The sequence below is a fragment of the Saonia sp. genome (assembly GCF_056326165.1).
Window position 1 is genome coordinate 16,034 of sequence record NZ_JBWFBN010000005.1, and the last position, 19,930, is coordinate 35,963.

The window sequence follows — 19,930 nt, forward strand, 5'->3', positions numbered from 1 at the left end:
GGTTTCCAATTAAAATAAATTCCTAATTTAGTTACTTACACTAATCTGGCTTGAAAAAGAAACTAATTTATATCACTATTTCTGTTGGCATTTGTTTGCTTATAGGTTTCCTATCCAGATTTGCTGTTTTAAATTCAGTAAACGATTGGTATGCTACTTTGAACAAGCCCAACTATACTCCATCAATACCTGTACTGGGATTTGTTTGGACAGTTCTTTATATTTTGATGGGAATAGCAGCTGGTTTGGTATGGACTAAAGGATCTTATCATATTTGGGTAAAAACTGCCCTATACCATTTTGGGTTTCAATTACTGCTAAATGCATTGTGGAGTATTGTTTTTTATGGATTTCAAGACCCATTTTGGTCACTCCTTATTATTCTATTATTAGCATTGCTCATCCTATTTACTATTAATTGGTTTAGAATTGTAAGTACAACGGCAGCCTATTTAATGGTTCCCTACTTATTATGGGTATGTTTTGCAACTTTACTGAACTATAAAATATGGGAGATGAACTAGTTACTGGCTAGTTCTATTAACTTTTTCATTGTTCTTAAATTCCTTGAAGTAGCAGAAACTTTTAACTTTCTTTCTATAAGATTATTGCTAAGTTTGGCGTTACCGGCTCCCTTATGGCATACTAAATAAACACATTGGTTGGTTACTAAGAAATCTTCGTTTGTATATTTTTCTTCACTAAATTCTTCTATCAAAGAAACTTCTGGTACATTCTTGAGCAAAACAAAATATTGCTTTTTATCTTCTTCTTCAGCAAAAGGGTTCTTGGCAAGAATACCACTTAAATTCTTGCCTGTAGTAACCAGTACGGGAATATCAAAACCAAAATTGGTCATAATCGCATCATGAATTTTATTCTCTAAAGTACCAGCAGGTGTTTCTTCATTTTTAAAAACAATATTGCCACTTTGTATATAAGTCTGTACTTCATTAAACCCAGATGTAATCATGGCTTTTTTTAAGTCGGCCATCAAAATTTTCTTTTGGCCGCTAACATTAATCCCCCTAAGCAGTGCTATGTATGTTTTCATTTTTAATTTACAAACCAACAGATAATTATTATTTTAAATGCAAAATTGATACGCATAAGGTATCACATAGTCAGTTTTGATATTTTATGCGTCAATTAAATCTTCAAGGTCATTTATTATGAAGTTAAATATAGATAAATCTACAATCACTATATTTATGAACTATAATACTTCTTTGTAATACAACCAACATGAGCAATTATATTCTTGCACTTGACCAAGGAACAACAAGTTCGCGTGCACTTATTTTTGATAAAAAAGGACGTATTGTCTCTGTTGCTCAAAAAGAGTTCACACAAATTTTTCCGAAACCTGGATGGGTAGAACATAATCCTATGGAAATATGGGAAACACAATCCGCCATGGCCAGAGAAGTTCTTTCGAAGGAAAAAATTGAAGCTTCCCAGATTAATGCCATTGGTATTACCAACCAAAGAGAAACAGTAGTAGTTTGGGACAAAAAAACAGGAAATCCCATTTATAATGCCATTGTTTGGCAGGATAAAAGAACCTCCGATTATTGTGATGAATTAAAACAGGGAGGACATTCCGATTTAATTAGAGAAAAAACAGGGCTCGTTATAGATTCCTATTTCTCTGGCACCAAAATAAAGTGGTTATTAGAAAATGTAGATGGGGCACAAAAACGTGCTGAAAATGGAGAGCTTCTTGCTGGCACTATTGATACTTGGCTTATTTGGAACATGACAAAAGGTGCATTGCATATTACTGATGTTACCAATGCGTCCAGAACGTTGCTTTTTAATATAAATACCATGGAGTGGGATAATGAGTTGTTAAACCTCTTCAATATTCCAAAAAGCATGTTGCCACAAGTAAAACAGTCTAGCGAGATGTATGGAACTACGAATGCTGACTTTCTTGGAAGCGAAATCCCAATATCGGGTATTGCAGGTGACCAACAAGCGGCTCTTTTTGGGCAAATGTGCACAAAAAAAGGAATGGTAAAAAATACGTATGGAACGGGTTGTTTTATGTTAATGAACATTGGCAATGAACCTACCTTGTCAAAAAACAATTTATTGACCACTGTAGCATGGAAAATAAATGGAAAAACCTGCTACGCATTGGAAGGTAGCATTTTTATTGCTGGTGCTGTTGTACAGTGGCTACGTGATGGATTAAAAATTATAGAAAAATCGTCAGATGTGGAAAAACTGGCAACTAAGGTGGATAGCTCAGCTGGTGTTTATGTTGTACCCGCTTTTGCAGGTTTGGGAGCTCCGTATTGGAATCAGCAAGCGCAAGGAACTATTTTTGGACTAACACGAGGTAGTACAGATGCTCATATTGCAAGAGCTTCGTTGGAGTCTATTGCTTACCAAACCATGGATGTATTAAAAGCTATGGAAGCAGATTCTGGTGTGTCAATTAAGGAGTTAAGAGTGGATGGTGGTGCAACAGTAAATAGTTTACTAATGCAGTTCCAAGCGGATGTATTGAATACAATAACCGTACGACCAAAAATTGTTGAAACTACAGTTATGGGTGCTGCTTTTTTAGCTGGATTAGGAGTTGGTTTTTGGAAAAATGCTGAAGAAATTCAAGATATTTGGCAAGCCGATATGCATTTTACCCCAACTAAAAATCAAAACACAGTTAAACAAGGAATTAAAGGTTGGCATAGAGCAGTTGATGCTGTGCAACATTGGTCAAAAAATCACTAAAAAAAACACAATGACTCCATTTATCGCAGAAATTATTGGCACATTTTTATTATTACTTTTAGGTGGCGGTGTTGTTGCCAATGTTATTCTAGAAAAAACAAAATCTAATGACCAAGGGTGGATGGTAATAACCACAGCATGGGGCCTTGCTGTTTTTATTGGCGTTGTAGTCGCTGGCCCATATAGTGGTGCACATCTTAACCCAGCTGTTAGTATTGGTTTAGCCGTAGCAGGTAAATTTAGTTGGGCATTAGTGCCAACTTATATTTTAGCTCAATTTATTGGCGCTATGCTTGGCGCACTTATCGTGTGGCTTATGTACAAAGACCATTTTGATATTACGGAAGACCGAGCAAAAAAACTTGGGGTCTTTTGTACTATACCAGCAATACGCAATCCTATTTCTAATTTGTTTAGTGAAATCGTAGGAGCTTTTGTGCTCGTTTTTGTTCCCCTTTATTTTACCGAAGCTTCTATTCTAGAAAATGATACTCCCATTGGACTTGGTTCTCTTGGAGCGCTACCTGTTGGTATTTTAGTATGGGTTATTGGTTTAGGTCTTGGAGGAACTACAGGGTATGCCATTAACCCTACCCGTGACTTTGGCCCAAGGCTCATGCATTTTTTACTGCCAATAAAAGGAAAAGGAACGAGTGATTGGGGTTATGCATGGATTCCTATTGTTGGCCCAATTATAGGAGGTGTACTAGCAGCTGGATTGATGTTGGCTCTTTCTTGACTTTTTAGGAAATTAACATATTTAAATGGTAAAGAATAACTATTTCTTACACTGTATAAAAATCCTTATTTTCAAAAGCTAAAATCCACCTCGTTGAGGTGTGTTCTACATATAATTAAACTAACAAAATTATGGAATGGACATTCAATAAAGTAATTGCCTCGGAGAAAGAACTGCGTGAAATTATGGGGCATCCAACCGAAATAGTCACTCGAAAAACAATAAACTATATTGATGATAATTGTAGAAGTTTTATTGAAAAATCTCCATTCATAACCATAGCAACATCTGACTTACATAAAAACTTTGACGTATCTCCAAAGGGAGACCCAGCTGGATTTGTAAAAATATTGAGCGATAAAATGCTTGCTATTCCAGATAGACCAGGAAACCGAAAAGCAGATACTTTAAGAAACATAATTCAAAACCCAAACATAGGATTGATATTTTTAATTCCAGGAATTAAAGAGACTTTAAGAGTGAATGGAGAAGCCAAAATAGTAACTGACAAAAAGGTTTTAGAACTACTAACATATAAAGGAAAACCCCCATTATTTGCAATAATTGTGAATGTAAAAGAGGCATTTATGCACTGTGCTAAATGCATTATCAGATCTAACCTATGGATGAATATTGATAAGACCCAAGAACGTTCTGTTCCATCTTTGGCCAAAGCTTTGATTGACCATGGAAAGCTTGACATCTCTTTGGAAGAACTGGATGAAAGCATAAAAAATGATGAAAAAACAAATCTGTATTAAAATTCATTATTAAGCAAGAGCTACCCTATTTCGCAATTGCCTTTGCTGCTATATAAGCCCCTGTCCATGCGTTTTGGAAATTAAACCCGCCTGTAATAGCATCTACATTTATAACTTCTCCCGCAAAATAAAGGTTGGGATGAATTTTACTTTCAAAAGTCTTAAAGTTGATTTCCTTTAAATCCACACCTCCAGCAGTCACAAACTCTTCCTTAAAAGTACTTTTGCCCTCTACCGAAAATTCTGATTTTGTCAATTGTTCTGACAGCTTCTGCAATTGTATTTTAGAAACATCTGCCCATTTTGTAGTCTCACTAATACCTGATGCCTTTACCAAATTAATCCATAAACGCCTAGGTAACTCCACCGCATTAGTACGTAGTACTGTCTTCTTGGTTTCCACCTCTTTAATTTCCAATAATAGTGGTAAAACACCCCCAACATGGTAGTCTGGCAACCAGTTAACGATAATCTTAAAGTTGTATTTGTAATCATTCAATAATCGTGCTCCCCATGCCGATAATTTTAATATAGCGGGGCCACTCATTCCCCAATGGGTAATCAATAAGGGTCCTTCCGATTCCAGCATTGGAGTCTGTGAAAGTTTACTTTTAAGGTTCACAGAAATATTTGGGTTACTATACTTTTTTGATTTTACCTGCACGCGGGCACTAGTACTAACCCCTTGTATCCCTTTTATTCTATCATCCTTTATGTTAAATGTAAACAGGGAAGGTACTGGTGTTTCTATGGTGTGACCCATACTTTCTAACAACTTCCACATTTTAGGATTGCTACCAGATGCAACGAGTAGCTTCTTAGCTTGGTAGGTTTTTTTATAGGATTGAACCATCCACCCAGTTGGATTGTCTTCTGCCTTGGATGGTGCAAAATCTATAACCGAACTGTTTTTAAGCACTGTAATCCCTAGCCTATCTACTTCTTTTAGAAAACAATCAATTATGGTTTGGGAAGAATTGGTGATGGGAAACATTCTACCATCATCTTCAATTTTTAATGGAATCCCTCTTTTTTCAAAAAAACTTACAGTATCACCACTACAAAAAGTATGGAATGGACCCAAAAGTTCTTTTTCACCCCTAGGATAATTTTTAACCAATTCGCTTGGCATAAACTCTGCATGGGTTACATTACAACGCCCACCTCCAGATACCTTCACCTTGGTAAGGACTTCTTTTCCCCTTTCCAAAATTGCCACTTTTAGCTTTGGGGATTCATCACAAATATTTATGGCCGCAAAAAATCCTGCAGCACCGCCACCAATTACTAGTACATCAAACATTAATAGGCTCTCTCTGGGTAATTAGTAAAGATTCCATCTACATTCAATTCCTTCATTTTGGCAATGTCCGAAGGTTCGTTTACCGTCCATGTGTAAATTTTGAATCCGGCTTCTTTAATTTCATTTACATTTTCTTGAGTAAGTGTTTTAAAATTGGGATTTATAGCAATGGCATTTAATTCTTTAGCAATAGTAATGGCATCCAAAGGGTTTTCCTCAGTTAATACCGCTATATCGATTGCGTTATTATAACTTCTCATACTCTTAAGTTCATCCCACTTAAAACTAGAAATCACAAAATTTTCAGCTGACCAACCTCTTTCCTTAACATAATAATCAATAATATGATTTACTCTATCTGCTGTATTCGCTCCTTTAAGCTCAATGTTAAGCTTTACTTTATTGTCAATCAATTTCAAGACATCTTGGAGCATTGGAATAGTGTGATTCCCGTCTAAAATTAATTTCTTTAAATCAAATATGTTATACTCTTCAATATTACCTCCTCCATTTGTAAGCCTTTCAACTCGATCATCATGGAAAACTACTATTTCACCACTTTTTATTTTAAAGACATCAATCTCTATCATATCTACCTCTAAATCCATAGCTTTTTGAATTGAGGCTAAGGTGTTTTCCGTAACATGCCCCATAGCACCCCTATGCCCTATTACCATAAATTTTGACTCTTGATTTGTACATGACACCATACTTATTAATGTAATAAAGCAAATTAATAATCTCTTCTTCATTGTTATAAAATTCGTTAAAAACCTAAAAATACAACATGATGTTTAAACTTAAACTTAATTCAAGAAGATAAAATTCGAAAAAAAACCTAACAAAAATTATCAAATTCTCATAAAACTTATTGATATAACAATCATTATTTAATATATTTATCTGATTATTAACCAACTAATTTAAATATTATGTTTTCTAAATCTAATTTATTAGCGACATTGGCAGGAGCCGTGACGTTGTTTTTATTGGGATATCTCATATGGGGAATCGCAACAGTAGACCTTTTTGAAGGCCACACTATAACCAATGTAATGAAAGATCCAATTAATTATGGCATGTTGGTCCTAGGCACTATAATTTCTGCCTTTGCAATGAGCACATTATATGGAAAATGGGCAAGAGGGCATCACAGTGCAAAAGAAGGTTTTGAGTTTGGTGCATTTATTGGACTTCTAATCGGTTTTGGTGTTTACCTAGTTATGTACGCAACTGCAAATTTTATGGACTTAACTGGTCATCTTATTGAAGGTGTTATTGATGTAATATATTATGGCATTGCGGGTGTTGTAATAGCAGTTGTTTATAAAGCTACATCTCCAAAAAGTAGTTAAAAGAATTGTTCTTAATAAAGTCAAAAGGATTTGGGAAACCCAAATCCTTTTTTATTACTGCATTTTATATATAAATGATTCCAAAGGTTGGAGTTCAACCAGAACCTTTCCCACACCATTTTCAACTTCTAACGAAGATGATTTTTTGTGGTACAATTCTTCAGATAATAGATATGTTCCATCTTCTAGGTGCCACTCTGAAATTATGTCACTTGGAACTTTAAGTTCAAATGAGAAATGGTCATGTACATCAAAATTGGAAACAACTATTAATTTTTCTTCATCAGACCAACGTACAAAAGACAATACCCTGTGATTATAGTTTTCCGTATGGTCACGATTATATCTATGAATGTCCTTATACTCACCCATTAATGCAGAACTCTTAATGGTAACATTAAGAAGTCGTTTGTAGAAATCTCTCAGCTTACTTTCCTTTTGGGACAGTTGGCCTCCATCAAACTTTTTATTGTTTACCCATCGCTGGTGATGCGGCACCCCTATATAATCAAAAATGGAAGTTCTGCTCGGTTTTCCAAACCCCGCATCTTCTGCTCCTGGCTCACCTACTTCCTGACCAAAATAAATCATAGTTGGCGAAGTGCTTATGGTAGCCGAAACGACCATGGCTGGTTTTCCTATTTCAGCATCTCCAACAAATTCTGGGCTGGCTATCCGCTGTTCATCATGATTCTCCAAAAAATGAAGCATATGATGTTCTATATCCTTCATCCCATCTTGTACATAGGGAATATGGTCTGTCCACCCATATCCTTTCATTATATGTTTTAGACTATCGTACATTTCTACCTTGTCATACAAATAATCCATTTTTCCCAAATGAATATATGTCCTGTATAGACTTGGGTTATACACTTCTGCCAATAAAAATGCATCTGGATTTTTTATTTTGATGCTGGAATTCATATAACTCCAGAATTCAACTGGCACCATTTCTGCCATATCATATCTAAATCCATCAACACCAAAATCTAGCCAATACAAAGCAATATCCCTAAATTTTTTCCAAGAATCTGGCACATTCTTATCCTTCCAAAACTCAAAATGCACTTTATAGTCCTCATTATCATATCCATTTGGCAATTCATCAAAATCCTTTTTGCCTTCAGGACTCACTCCATAATTAATTTTTACAGTCTCATACCAATCGTTAAAATGTGGTTGCGACAAATTGGAACCATTACCTGTCCACTTAGCAGGGACTTCGGTAAACTTTCCATCCGCCAAATTATTTTCTCTACCTCCTAAAGGAAGATATCTATCTTGCCATATAGGAACTTTAAAGGTTTCTCCTGGATTGTAATAAAAGTTGTTATTCTTATTATAAACCTCTGAGGTATCATCGTGAGCACCAAAATCTTCTACACCAACTGGGTTTACACTACCTTCATACTTCCTAGCAATATGATTGGGAACAATATCTATTATAACTTTTAGACCTTGCCTATGACTCCGTTCAATCAATTGCTTAAACTCCTCTAACCTATTTGCAGGGTTTGTTGCCAAATCAGGATTCACATTATAATAATCCTTAACAGCATAAGGAGATCCTGCTCTACCCTTTACTACATCTGGATCGTCATTAGATATTCCATAAGACGTATAGTCCTTAACAACTGCATGGTGTGGGACACCAGTATACCAAATATGAGTAATACCCAAATCTTTTATTTCCCTAAGTGCTTTATCTGTGAAGTCCTCAAATTTACCAACTCCATTTTCCTCAATGGTCCCCCAAGGTTTATTAGTAGTATTGGTATTCCCAAAAAGTCGTGTAAATACTTGATACACTACCTTTTTTCCCTCAATCTCTTTCATTTTCACTTTTTGATTTTTATCGGATGACATGCACGAGGCAAATAGAATTACCAAAAATAAAACAACTGTGAAAAGTGCCCTTTGCATCTAGCTTAATTACGCCTTTATTTCTTTAAAAGGTATTAAACTAACCTTTTTATCATTCACATCAATGGTCATTTCTTTATCACCCTCCATAAAAAAAGTAATCCCTTGGTCTGTAACTTTTACTTGAACAATGTTGTTCCTAAAATTGATTTTAAAAGTGTAGGCTTGCCATTGTTCTGGAATCTTTGGTTCAAAAGAAAGGGTATTGCCTACAATTCTCATACCTCCAAAACCTTCTACAATACTCATCCAAGTTCCTGCCATGGAGGTAATGTGCAATCCTTCTTCAACTTCTTTATTATAATCATCCAAATCTAATCTGGAAGTTCTTAGGTAAAAGGTATATGCTTGCTCCATTCTGTCCAATTTAGCAGCCTGAATACTATGTACACAAGGAGAAAGGGAAGATTCATGAACAGTAAAAGGCTCATAAAAATCAAAATGCTTTTCTAATTCATCCTGAGTAAAATGGTCCTCAAAAAAATAGAAGCCCTGGAGTACATCAGCTTGTTTTATATAGGGTGAACGCAAAATCCTATCCCAGCTCCATTTTTGGTTGATAGGTCTTTCTGATTTTGGCAAATCACTCGCTTTAATCAATTCTTTGTCCAAAAATCCGTCTTGTTGTAAATAGATTTGATGTTCATCTGAAAATGGAAAATACATATTGGAAGCAACTCTTTTCCATTCGGCTAATTCTTCTTTAGTTAATTTTGTTGTATTAACTATTCTAGTATAATCATTGGAATATTCATTTTTAACCTTTTCAGTCTCATTTAAGGTATAGTCAATGCACCATTTTGCCAAATAGTTAGTGTACCAGTTATTGTTTACATTGTTTTCGTATTCGTTGGGCCCAGTTACTCCTAAAATTACATATTGATTTTTGTGAGTGGAAAAGTTGGCTCTTTGGTACCAAAAACGTGCAATGCCTATAAGAACTTCCAGCCCCATTTCTGGAACATAAGAATAATCTCCAGTAAACCTGTAATAATTATAGATTGCAAAAGCAATAGCACCATTTCTATGGATTTCTTCAAAGGTGATTTCCCATTCGTTATGACACTCTTCTCCGTTCATGGTCACCATTGGATAAAGAGCAGCTCCATTTTTGAAGCCTAATTTTTCTGCATTCTCTATGGCTTTTTCCAAATGGTTATACCTATACTTTAATAAATTTCTGGCAACCTGTTGGTCTTTGGTAGCCATATAGAAAGGTATACAATAAGCTTCAGTATCCCAATAGGTACTGCCTCCATATTTTTCGCCTGTAAAACCTTTTGGGCCTATATTTAATCTGGAATCTTTTCCTAAATAGGTTTGATTTAATTGAAAAATATTAAAGCGTATGCCCTGTTGGGCCTTTACATCTCCATCTATGGCAATATCGCTCATTTTCCAAATGGCTGCCCATGCATCTTTTTGTTTTTTAAGCAGTGCATCAAAACCCAACTCAACTGCCTTATCCAAAGCCCTATTAGCGGCATTTATTAAATCTTCTACATCATGATTTCTAGAAACTGTATAACCCCCGAATTTGTGAAGTGTAATCTTTTCACCTTTTTTTAATTGATGCTCAAATTCTAGCTCCACCAAAGTTTCAGTACTTTCTGTAGTCTTTGGCTGCAATTTGACACCATTTGAATGTGCACTTGCCTCCATAAAAGTACAAGTAGCAAAATTGGTCTTCATAGTATGGGCTTCAATAAAGGCTCTATTTTTAACCGAAGTGATATTGGTTGTGTTCCAAAATTTATCGTCCCAGTTACTATCTTCATTAGTAATTCCACTATCTAAATAAGGTGTCATTCTGATGAGGGCACCAGAATTCACGACCTCAATTTCATATTGAATAGCGCCTACCTCATCTATGTCTAAGCTTAAAAATCGGGTTGTGTTTACAGCAACTTTCACATCATTAGGAAGTGTGGCTACAAAACTTCTTTTGTACCAACCCTCTTTCATATTGAGTTCTCTGCGGTAACCCTCAATTTTTTTACACGTATTTAAATCTAGACATTCTCCATCAACTAACACATTAATTCCTATCCAATTGGGCGCGTTCAGTACTTTAGCAAAATATTCTGGATATCCATTTTTCCACCAACCAACACGGGTTTTATCAGGATAATAGACCCCAGCAATATAGCTTCCTTGAAAAGCTTCTCCTGTATACTGTTCCTCAAAATTGGCGCGTTGTCCCATAGCACCATTACCTATACTAAATAGGCTTTCAGAAGATTTCACTTTTTCCTTATCAAAACCCTCTTCTATAATGAACCATTCATTAGGCTGTATATACTCTTGATTCATTTACTTTCAACTATATTTTTAATAAAATCTAAACTAATCTCGGTAAAATTTTGGAAATTATAATCGGCCTTTGAAAGAATATCTTTATTTCCAATTCCAATACTTATCATCCCTGCAGCATTCGCTGCATCTACACCTGCAACAGCATCTTCAAAAACCACACAATCTTGGGTAGAAACCCCCAATTGTTCTGCTGCAATAATAAAAACTTCTGGGTCTGGTTTAGCCTTGGTTACATGGTTCCCATCTACAATAGTGTCAAAATAGGGCAACAACTTTACTTTTTCCAAAATAGGCTTGGCATTTTTACTTGCAGAACCCAATGCAATTGGCATATTTCTTTCTTTAATATATTTTAGAATCTTTGGAACATCCGGTAAAATCTCCGATTCATCCATTTCCTCTATGTAGGCAAGATAATCTAGGTTCTTTTCTATCATCCATTTGTCAAACTGTTCAGACGTAGCCTCAACATTCCCAATATCCAATAGGATTTCTAGACATCTTTTTCTGCTAACTCCTTTAAAAAGTTCGTTTTGCTCAACAGTAAACTCAAAACCAAGTTCATTGGCTAATTTTTTCCATGCCAAATAATGGTACTTAGCGGTATCCACTATTACACCATCTAAATCAAAGATAAATCCAGAATTATTCATTAAGAGTGCAAGTTAAAACAAAGTAGATTCTCTTTTTATAAGAGTACCCTTAACTATTTCAGTATGAAATGGGCTTTCATCATCATTCTCTATCCGATTTATAAGTAGTTCTGTAGCTTTGATTCCCATTAATTCTCCGTGTTGATCAATGGTTGTAAGGCTTGGAGATGAGTATTTTGAAAGTATTCCATCGGTATATCCAATTATGGAAATATCCTGGGGGACCTTATGCCCACTTAATATGGCTCCTTTAATAGCTCTTGCCGCATACGTTTCGTTAACACATAAAAGAGCATCTACTTGATGTTTTTTGAAAAAATCAGATATTAAATAATCATCCATCCCAAAAAGGTCCAGTCTTAAAATTAAGTTTTCATTTACCGAAACTCCCTTGTCAACATGTGCTTTTCTATATCCCTGTTCCCTTAGGCCACTTACACCATAATATTTTTCACATGCAAACAAGCCTATTCTTTTTTTACCACTTTCCATGAGTTTAATAACAGCTTCATGGGCATTGGCGATGTCATTATTTACAACTTTATCACAATCTATTTCATCAGTCACCCTATCAAAAAGCACTATTGGCAAGCCAAGGTTCTTTACTTCCTCAAGATGATTAAACTTCTTTTTTTTCTCAGTCCCTGCTGATAGAGCCATAATAAAACCATCTATACTACCATTGGTAAGCATTTCCATGTTAATGACTTCCTTTTCATAAGATTCATTAGACACACATATGATGACGTTATACCCTTTATTATTTGCGAATTTTTCAATCCCTCTAATAACTGTAGCAAAAAAATGATGTACAATATCTGGTATAATTACGCCTATGTTCTTGGTGCGTTTGTTTTTTAAGCTTAAAGCAATATTATTGGGTCTATAATTATACAATTTGGCAAAAGCTTGAATTTTTTCTTTGGTATCCTTACCAATTTCTTCACTATTCTTTAAAGCTTTTGATACTGTTGAAACGGAAACATCCAATTCCTTGGCAATATGCTTAAGTGTTATTTTCTTTTTCAATTTTATTAAAAATTAAATTTCGCAATATTAGGTTTTTCTTTTAGTATGACAATATTATATCAGGTTTTATTAAAATAGTATAAACTCAAAAAAATACTATATTTGCATGTCTATTATCAATTGCTGCATATTTATGATGTTTTAATTATGGATATCATATTTTGAGCGACAATAGATTATGAGGTTTGCATTTTAAAAAAGTTATTAACACGAAACCGTTTTCGTAGTTGTTAAAATTACAAAATTTAATATTTAACACTTTTTTTACATATGTTTAACCCTTGAATTAAAATTAACTAAACTTAAAATTCGCTATTTATGAAGATTACGCTACTAAAGAGCTATTTGCTTATTGGGGCATTTTTATGCTTCGGTCTTGCAAAAGCGCAAGATGTATCAGGTTCAGTTTCCGATGCCAATGGTCCATTACCCGGGGCCAGTGTTTTGGTAAAAGGAACTACCAACGGTACTCAAACAGATTTTGATGGAAACTATACCATAAGTAATGTTGACAATGATGCTACTATGGTTTTTAGTTACATTGGTTTTAAAACAGTAGAAATTGCGGTAAACGGGCAATCAACCATTAATGTTACCTTGGAAGAAGATGCCGAAGCATTGGAGGAAGTAATCATTATTGGTTATGGTACAACAACTGTTAAGGATGCAACTGGTTCGGTCTCTGCAGTAACTGCAGAGGATTTTAACGGGGGCGTTATTTCTTCACCAGAACAGTTGATACAAGGTAAAACTGCTGGTGTGCAAATTGCACAATCCAGTGGTGAACCGGGAGCAGGAGTAAATATTAGAATTAGAGGATCCAACTCAATTCGTTCAAACAACAATCCTTTATTTGTTGTAGATGGTGTTCCAATATCAGGAGAATCAACTACACCGTCCGGAGGAAATATAGTAAATGGAGGAAATGCTACAAGAAACCCTTTAAGCTTTATTAATCCTTCAGATATTGAAAGTATTTCTATATTAAAGGATGCATCTGCTACGGCTATTTATGGTTCACGTGGTGCTAATGGAGTTGTAATCGTTACAACAAAAAGCGGAAAAAGCGGTCAAGGTGGTGTTTGGGAGTTTAACTCAAATCTAAGTATTTCGTCTCCAGCTAATGAATTCGATTTGTTTAGTGCCAGTGACTGGTTAGCTAAAACAGCAGAGTTAAGAGGTCAAGAAATTGCAGATAACAATAACTTTGGAGCTAATACAGATTGGCAAGATTATATTACTAGAACTACTGCTTCTCAAAACCAGAATTTATCTTATTCTAATAATTATGGTAGTGGTAATGTAAGAGCTACCTTTTCCTATGGAAAACAATTTGGAATTATCGAGAAATCTTCACAAGAAAGAGTTACTGGAAGAATTAACTTAAACCATCGTCTTCTGGACGATAAATTAAGTATAGGTGTTCAAGCGTCTATTTCTAGAGTTAATGATGAAGCCCCCCCAATAAGTGGTGCTGCTGGAGCTAGTGGAAATTTAATTGGTGCTGCCTACGCTGCAAATCCTACATGGCCTGCGGATCCAAATTTCTTTAGAGATGGAAATCAAATAAATCCAGCGAACTATTTAGCTAATTGGCAATCAGAGACGCATACAGATAGGTTTCTTGCTAATGTATCAGTGTCTTATGACATAACAGATGAATTTACTGCCAAAATTTCTGGTGGATATGATGATTCTAGTGCAGAGGCCGTTTCGGTATTATCAGCTAACTTGAATAATTTTAATCGTGTTGGTGGTAATGGTCAAGGTGCATATAATACTTTAGAAGCTACTAGTAAGTTATTGGAAGCAACATTAAGCTACAAAAAGGACTTTGAAAATTCTAAACTGGATGCCATTGTAGGTTATACTTTTCAGGATTTCCGTAGACAAGGAATTAACTCTCAAGGTTGGGGAGCTTCAACTTCTGATTTAAATGGAATGGGTGCAGATTTAATAGAATCTGTTAGGAGTGCCCAAAATTCAATCCCTGGACCATATCAGCAATTTGGTGTTCATGCAGGTGGTAGTTTTGTGAATAGCCTTATTCCTTTTGATGATGCCGCTTCATTGCCTGCTGGTACTGCACAACACTATCGTTCTCTTTGGGGAGATACATTTGATAATACTGATGAATTACAATCATTTTTTGGTAGGGTAAATTATTCTATTAATAGTAAATATCTTTTTACAGCAACATTAAGAGCTGATGGTTCATCAAGGTTTGGTGGAGATAATAAATATGGTTATTTCCCATCCGCAGCTTTTGCATGGCAATTGGCGGAAGAAGATTTTGTGGGTGAAGCGTTTTCAACTTTAAAACTAAGGGTAAGTGCAGGTATTACTGGTAACCAGGAAGGTTTGGGTTATGCCAACTATTTAAAACGAATTCGTTTTGGTGGACCAGGCATAGATAATGATGGTAGTATAAACAGGCCTGGACAAGAAACAGTAGCTGTACAAAACCCAGGTCTTAAATGGGAAGAAACATTGGATATGAATGTTGGTTTGGATTTTGGTTTTAATAGTGACCGATTTAACGGTTCTGTAGATGTCTATAGAAGAGAAACAACAGATTTATTGTTTAGACAGCCAGCTGCGGCACCCGCTTTTGATCCATTTACTTTTAAAAATTTAGAAAATGGGACTTTAATTAACCAAGGTGTTGAATTAGGGTTGAATTATGATTTTATCCAAACAGAAGATGCTAGTTTCTCAACTTCATTCAACATTGCATATAATAACAATACGGTTGAAGGTTTAAATGGAACAAGTGCTGATTTTGGTATTTTAAATGGTCCAGGGTTAACCGGAGCATTTGGTCAAAAACTAGGAGAGGGCATGTCCTTATTCTCTTACTATATGGCAGAATATTCAGAAGATGCTAGCGGAGTTCCAAATTTCAGTGCCGATAACAAAGGTTTTGTTGGTAAAGATGCTTTGCCAGACATTACAACAGGTTTGGCATTAAATCTAAGTGTTAAAAATTGGGATGCTTCAGTCTTCTTTACCGGTCAATTTGGGTTCTATGTATATAATAATACGGCCAATGCCTTCATAAATAGAGCAGCTTTTGATTTAACAGGTAATGTAACGCCCGAAGCGCTAGATTTAATTTCATCTGAAGTTTCAACATTATATTTAGAAAAAGGAGATTTTGTAAGATTACAAAATGCTAACATCGGCTATAATGTACCTCTTAGTGGCGCAGGAACGTTTAAAAGCCTAAGATTATCTCTTACTGGCCAAAATTTGTTATTAATAACTGATTATAGTGGTCTTGATCCAGAAGTATCTTCTGCCACAGGTGATTTTGGAAGTGGCATACCAAGTGCAGGTATAGATTATACCTCTTTCCCAAGACCAAGAACTGTTACTTTGGGAATTAATGCTAAATTTTAACTTAAAAAAACTGCAATGATGAATAATTTAAAAACACAACTAAAAAGCATAGTATTGCTTTCATGTTCTTCTTTAGTACTATTATCTTGTACTGATTTAGAAGTAGAGCAAACAGATTCTATACTTGCTGCAAACTTTGAAGGCATTTCAACGTCTGAAGAAGCAACCAGCTCGGTGAATGCTATGTACAACCAACTTAATGGATACATTGGAAATCAAGCCGATTTATTTGCATTGAGTGAGGTTACTACAGATACTCAATTGATTCCTACCAGGGGTTCTGACTGGGGAGATAATGGTATATGGAGACAATTACACCAACATTCTTGGACTCCAGATCACCAATACCTTAATAATGTATGGAATAATTGGAATGAATTACAATTAACCTCAAGTGAGATTTTAGACGATAGATCTGCCTCTGATGCAGAATCTAAGGCTCATGCATCTTTTATTCGCGGTTTAGCTGTATTCGTAATTTTGGATAATTTTGGACAAGTCCCATTTAGAGATACTACTGCATCACCATTGGATGATCCAGCAGTGTTATCTGGAGACGAGGCAGTTTCATTTATTGTTAGCGATTTAGAGGCAGCCATTTCTGGGCTTCCTTCATCCGCAGCAGGTAGCGACAATGACAGAGCAACACAAGCCGCAGCTAAGTATTTATTGGCTAAAGTTTTGTTGAACAAACATATCTACAATGGGTCAGGATCTGCTGATAGCAGTGATATGGCTAGAGTAATTTCTTTAGTGGATGAAATTGCAGGTGACGGATATGAATTGGTAAGTGGATACTTTGATATATTTAGAAGTGAAGCTGATAATGAAACTATCTGGTATGTGCCTACAAGTGTTGGGAATAGAATATGGAATGGCTTACACTATAATTTAACTACTCCTGATCAAGCAGGTGGATGGAATGGTTTTAGTACGTTGGCAGAGTTTTATGACCTTTTTGAAGGTGACCCAAATATCAATGTTGAAGGAAGTGGACAAGAAGAACGTAGAGGGTTTGTTCCTTTAGCAGCAGAGCCAGCGGGTGCACCTGGAACAAAAGATTCTAACGGTGATGGGTTAGCAGATGGAACTAATATAGGTAATGGATTTTTGATTGGGCAACAATATGGCCCAACAGGTACGCCACTTACAGATAGAAGTGGTAATCCATTACATTTCGGAAGAGATTTTGTTAGTGCTGTAAATGGTGAAAAAAGTTTGGTTGATAATGACGAAGTAACGGGTATACGAGTTATAAAATATGCACCTAGATATGGAGAATTTGCTGAACATGAAATTTTCTTTAGATATTCTGATGCGCATCTTATGAAAGCGGAAGCCTTGATGAGAAGTGGTGGTGATGCTACCGCCCTAGTAAATGAATTAAGAACTATTCGTGGAGCAACTCCTTTAGGATCTGTTACTGAGCAAGACTTGATTGATGAAAGAGGTAGAGAATTGTATGCAGAGTTTTGGAGAAGAAATGATTTAATTCGTTTTGGACAGTACACACGTGATTGGGAATTTAAAGATCCTGCGGCTATAGGCAATGCAGATCGCCAGCTTTTCCCAATACCAGCAAGCCAAGTAATTTTAAACCCTAATTTAGTTCAAAATCCAGGGTATTAATTAAGAAGTTTTAATTATAAATTTAAGTGTTAAAAAAGACCGTCTTAAGACGGTCTTTTTTTGTAATAAACTAAATAAATATTAAGGCCATATACTAAAAACAAAAAAGCCTCACTTAAATAAGTGAGGCTTTTGTACTCGAGGTGGGAATCGAACCCACACTCCAAAGGAACTGGATTTTGAATCCAGCGCGTCTACCAGTTCCGCCACTCGAGCAACTAATTTCAAGAAAATTAAAATCTTCCGCAAAAATGAGGACTGCAAAACTAAAAAATATTTTCTTCATTTAAAGAAAAATATCAACATTTATCCTTTAGCAACACAAATAAATTTCTAAATTTGCACCTCCTTTATAAAAAGGATGCCAATTTATTAGTTAACAACATATTACAATGTCCTATACGGTTCCAGAACCTAAAATTTTTGGTTGTACTCAAAGTACTGTTCTAGCAGAAAAGATTTCCAAATCATATGGTATTGATTTAGGAAAAGTAGCTTTTTCCAGATACAGTGATGGTGAGTTTCAACCTTCTTTTGAGGAATCTGTTCGTGGTGCACGTATATTCATTATAGGCTCTACTAATCCTGGCCCAGAAAATCTTATGGAAATGTTGTTAATGTTAGATGCTGCCAAAAGAGCATCAGCAAGACACATTACTGCTGTAATGCCTTATTTTGGTTGGGCCAGACAAGATAGAAAAGACAAACCAAGAGTGCCAATTGCAGCAAAATTAGTTGCTAAAATGTTGGAAGCCGCAGGAGCAACCAGAATTATTACCATGGATTTGCATGCGGACCAAATACAAGGGTTCTTTGAGAAACCTGTTGACCATTTGTTTGCATCAACCATGTTTTTGCCTTATTTAAGAAAATTAAACTTGGACAATTTAACCATTGCATCCCCAGATATGGGAGGTTCCAAAAGAGCATATGCATATTCAAAAGCTTTGGAAAGTGATGTGGTTATCTGTTACAAACAGCGAGCCAAGGCCAATGTAATATCCCATATGGAACTTATTGGAGACGTACAGGGGAAAAATGTTGTACTTGTGGATGATATGATAGATACTGCTGGCACATTGACCAAAGCAGCCGATTTAATGATGAAAAGGGGAGCTAAAAGTGTTAGGGCCATTGCATCGCATGGCCTTTTATCTGGTGACGCTTATAAAAAAATAGAGGAATCCCAGTTAGTGGAACTCATTGTTACCGATTCAATTTCAATCAAAAAAGAAAGTGACAAAGTAAAGGTTTTAAGTTGTGCGGAACTTTTTGCTGATGTTATGCATAGAGTACATAACAACACATCTATAGCGTCAAAGTTTTTAATGTAGTTAAAACACAATAGCTATCAAATAAAGAATTTATTAATTAAATATATATAATGAAGTCAATTACAATTAAAGGATCACAAAGAGAAAGCGTGGGCAAAAAAGCAACAAAAGCCTTACGTAATGCTGGAAAGGTTCCTTGCGTATTATACGGAGGAGATAAACCATTGCACTTTTCAGCAGAAGAATTAGCATTTAAAAACTTGGTTTACACTTCAAACGCACATACTGTTGTGATTGATTTGGATGGAAATGAGAATTTAAAAGCTGTAATGCAGGATATTCAATTTCACCCTGTAACTGATAAAATCTTACATATAGATTTTTATCAATTATTTAGTGACAAACCTGTTACAATGGATATTCCTGTAAGATTAATAGGAAACTCTCCAGGGGTTAGAAATGGTGGTAGATTGTTATTTAGAAAAAGAAAGCTAACCATTAAAGCTTTACCAGACAATCTTCCAGATTTCTTTGATATTGATATTTCAAAGTTGAAAATTGGAGGTAATATTTCCGTAGAATCATTATTAAATGATGATTTCACCATCCTACACCCAGATACAACAGTAGTCGTACAGGTTAAAACAGCACGTGCAGCCATTGTGATTGACGATGAGGATGAAGAAGAAGGTGAAGGGGCTGAAGTTGAAGGAGGAGAAGCTGCATCTGAAGCGCCTGCTGAAGCTGCATCAGAAAGTAACGAATAGTTTATAAAACAATTCAATATTAAAAAAGCATCCT

16 protein-coding genes and 1 tRNA gene are annotated in these 19,930 nt (G+C 35.5%); 9 read left to right on the plus strand and 8 right to left on the minus strand.

Annotated features, from left to right (window positions below):
• The first annotated feature begins 50 nt into the window (after positions 1-50).
• Positions 51-524 carry a TspO/MBR family protein gene (locus AC000W_RS06090; RefSeq protein ID WP_474746869.1) on the plus strand — a complete coding sequence of 158 codons (474 nt, stop codon included), beginning with the start codon at positions 51-53 and terminating at the stop codon, positions 522-524.
• On the opposite strand, the gene AC000W_RS06095 is transcribed toward AC000W_RS06090, so the two are convergent.
• The gene (locus tag AC000W_RS06095; RefSeq protein ID WP_474746870.1) at positions 521-1,054 is read right to left on the minus strand and encodes a DUF1697 domain-containing protein; all 534 of its coding nucleotides are present in this window, start codon (positions 1,052-1,054) and stop codon (positions 521-523) included. The genes AC000W_RS06090 and AC000W_RS06095 overlap by 4 nt on opposite strands.
• Positions 1,055-1,245: 191 nt before the next feature.
• On the opposite strand from AC000W_RS06095, the gene glpK reads away from it, so the two are divergent.
• The 3 genes from glpK to AC000W_RS06110 all read left to right on the plus strand — a co-directional run bounded on the left by glpK (position 1,246) and on the right by AC000W_RS06110 (position 4,242).
• Positions 1,246-2,742: a glycerol kinase GlpK gene (glpK, locus tag AC000W_RS06100; RefSeq protein ID WP_474746872.1), complete on the plus strand. Its 1,497-nt coding sequence runs from the start codon at positions 1,246-1,248 to the stop codon at positions 2,740-2,742.
• 10 nt (positions 2,743-2,752) lie between these two features.
• Positions 2,753-3,481, plus strand: coding sequence for an MIP/aquaporin family protein (locus tag AC000W_RS06105; protein ID WP_474746873.1), 729 nt, complete (start codon positions 2,753-2,755; stop codon positions 3,479-3,481).
• A gap of 131 nt (positions 3,482-3,612) precedes the next feature.
• Positions 3,613-4,242, plus strand: coding sequence for an MSMEG_1061 family FMN-dependent PPOX-type flavoprotein (locus tag AC000W_RS06110; RefSeq protein WP_474746875.1), 630 nt, complete (start codon positions 3,613-3,615; stop codon positions 4,240-4,242).
• 25 nt (positions 4,243-4,267) lie between these two features.
• Here AC000W_RS06110 and AC000W_RS06115 read toward each other — a convergent pair whose 3' ends face one another.
• The gene (locus AC000W_RS06115; RefSeq protein WP_474746876.1) at positions 4,268-5,545 is read right to left on the minus strand and encodes a BaiN/RdsA family NAD(P)/FAD-dependent oxidoreductase; all 1,278 of its coding nucleotides are present in this window, start codon (positions 5,543-5,545) and stop codon (positions 4,268-4,270) included.
• Complete coding sequence (locus tag AC000W_RS06120) at positions 5,545-6,297, minus strand: glycerophosphodiester phosphodiesterase (RefSeq protein ID WP_474746878.1); 753 nt, start codon at positions 6,295-6,297, stop codon at positions 5,545-5,547. Before AC000W_RS06120 ends, AC000W_RS06115 begins: the two co-directional genes overlap by 1 nt.
• Positions 6,298-6,477: 180 nt before the next feature.
• On the opposite strand from AC000W_RS06120, the gene AC000W_RS06125 reads away from it, so the two are divergent.
• The gene (locus tag AC000W_RS06125; protein ID WP_474746879.1) at positions 6,478-6,900 is read left to right on the plus strand and encodes a hypothetical protein; all 423 of its coding nucleotides are present in this window, start codon (positions 6,478-6,480) and stop codon (positions 6,898-6,900) included.
• 54 nt (positions 6,901-6,954) lie between these two features.
• On the opposite strand, the gene AC000W_RS06130 is transcribed toward AC000W_RS06125, so the two are convergent.
• The 4 genes from AC000W_RS06130 to AC000W_RS06145 all read right to left on the minus strand — a co-directional run bounded on the left by AC000W_RS06130 (position 6,955) and on the right by AC000W_RS06145 (position 12,824).
• Positions 6,955-8,769, minus strand: coding sequence for an alpha-amylase family glycosyl hydrolase (locus AC000W_RS06130; protein ID WP_474747126.1), 1,815 nt, complete (start codon positions 8,767-8,769; stop codon positions 6,955-6,957).
• Positions 8,770-8,835: 66 nt separating this feature from the next.
• Positions 8,836-11,139 carry a glycoside hydrolase family 65 protein gene (locus tag AC000W_RS06135; RefSeq protein WP_474746881.1) on the minus strand — a complete coding sequence of 768 codons (2,304 nt, stop codon included), beginning with the start codon at positions 11,137-11,139 and terminating at the stop codon, positions 8,836-8,838.
• A complete protein-coding gene (pgmB, locus tag AC000W_RS06140) occupies positions 11,136-11,795 on the minus strand; it encodes a beta-phosphoglucomutase (protein ID WP_474746882.1) in 660 nt (219 codons plus the stop codon). Before pgmB ends, AC000W_RS06135 begins: the two co-directional genes overlap by 4 nt.
• Positions 11,796-11,807: 12 nt before the next feature.
• Entirely contained in the window at positions 11,808-12,824 is a 1,017-nt protein-coding gene (locus AC000W_RS06145) for a LacI family DNA-binding transcriptional regulator (RefSeq protein ID WP_474746884.1), read from the minus strand.
• A 318-nt stretch (positions 12,825-13,142) separates the two neighbouring features.
• On the opposite strand from AC000W_RS06145, the gene AC000W_RS06150 reads away from it, so the two are divergent.
• Both AC000W_RS06150 and AC000W_RS06155 read left to right on the plus strand, forming a co-directional pair.
• Positions 13,143-16,226: a SusC/RagA family TonB-linked outer membrane protein gene (locus AC000W_RS06150; RefSeq protein WP_474746885.1), complete on the plus strand. Its 3,084-nt coding sequence runs from the start codon at positions 13,143-13,145 to the stop codon at positions 16,224-16,226.
• A gap of 18 nt (positions 16,227-16,244) precedes the next feature.
• Positions 16,245-17,855 carry a RagB/SusD family nutrient uptake outer membrane protein gene (locus tag AC000W_RS06155; RefSeq protein WP_474746887.1) on the plus strand — a complete coding sequence of 537 codons (1,611 nt, stop codon included), beginning with the start codon at positions 16,245-16,247 and terminating at the stop codon, positions 17,853-17,855.
• A 135-nt stretch (positions 17,856-17,990) separates the two neighbouring features.
• Here AC000W_RS06155 and AC000W_RS06160 read toward each other — a convergent pair.
• Positions 17,991-18,071, minus strand: a tRNA-Leu gene (locus AC000W_RS06160).
• A gap of 176 nt (positions 18,072-18,247) precedes the next feature.
• On the opposite strand from AC000W_RS06160, the gene AC000W_RS06165 reads away from it, so the two are divergent.
• Positions 18,248-19,189, plus strand: coding sequence for a ribose-phosphate pyrophosphokinase (locus AC000W_RS06165; protein WP_474746888.1), 942 nt, complete (start codon positions 18,248-18,250; stop codon positions 19,187-19,189).
• 50 nt (positions 19,190-19,239) lie between these two features.
• Positions 19,240-19,896 (plus strand): 50S ribosomal protein L25/general stress protein Ctc, encoded by a 657-nt coding sequence (locus AC000W_RS06170; RefSeq protein WP_474746890.1) that lies wholly within the window; start codon positions 19,240-19,242, stop codon positions 19,894-19,896.
• The last annotated feature ends 34 nt before the right edge of the window (positions 19,897-19,930 follow it).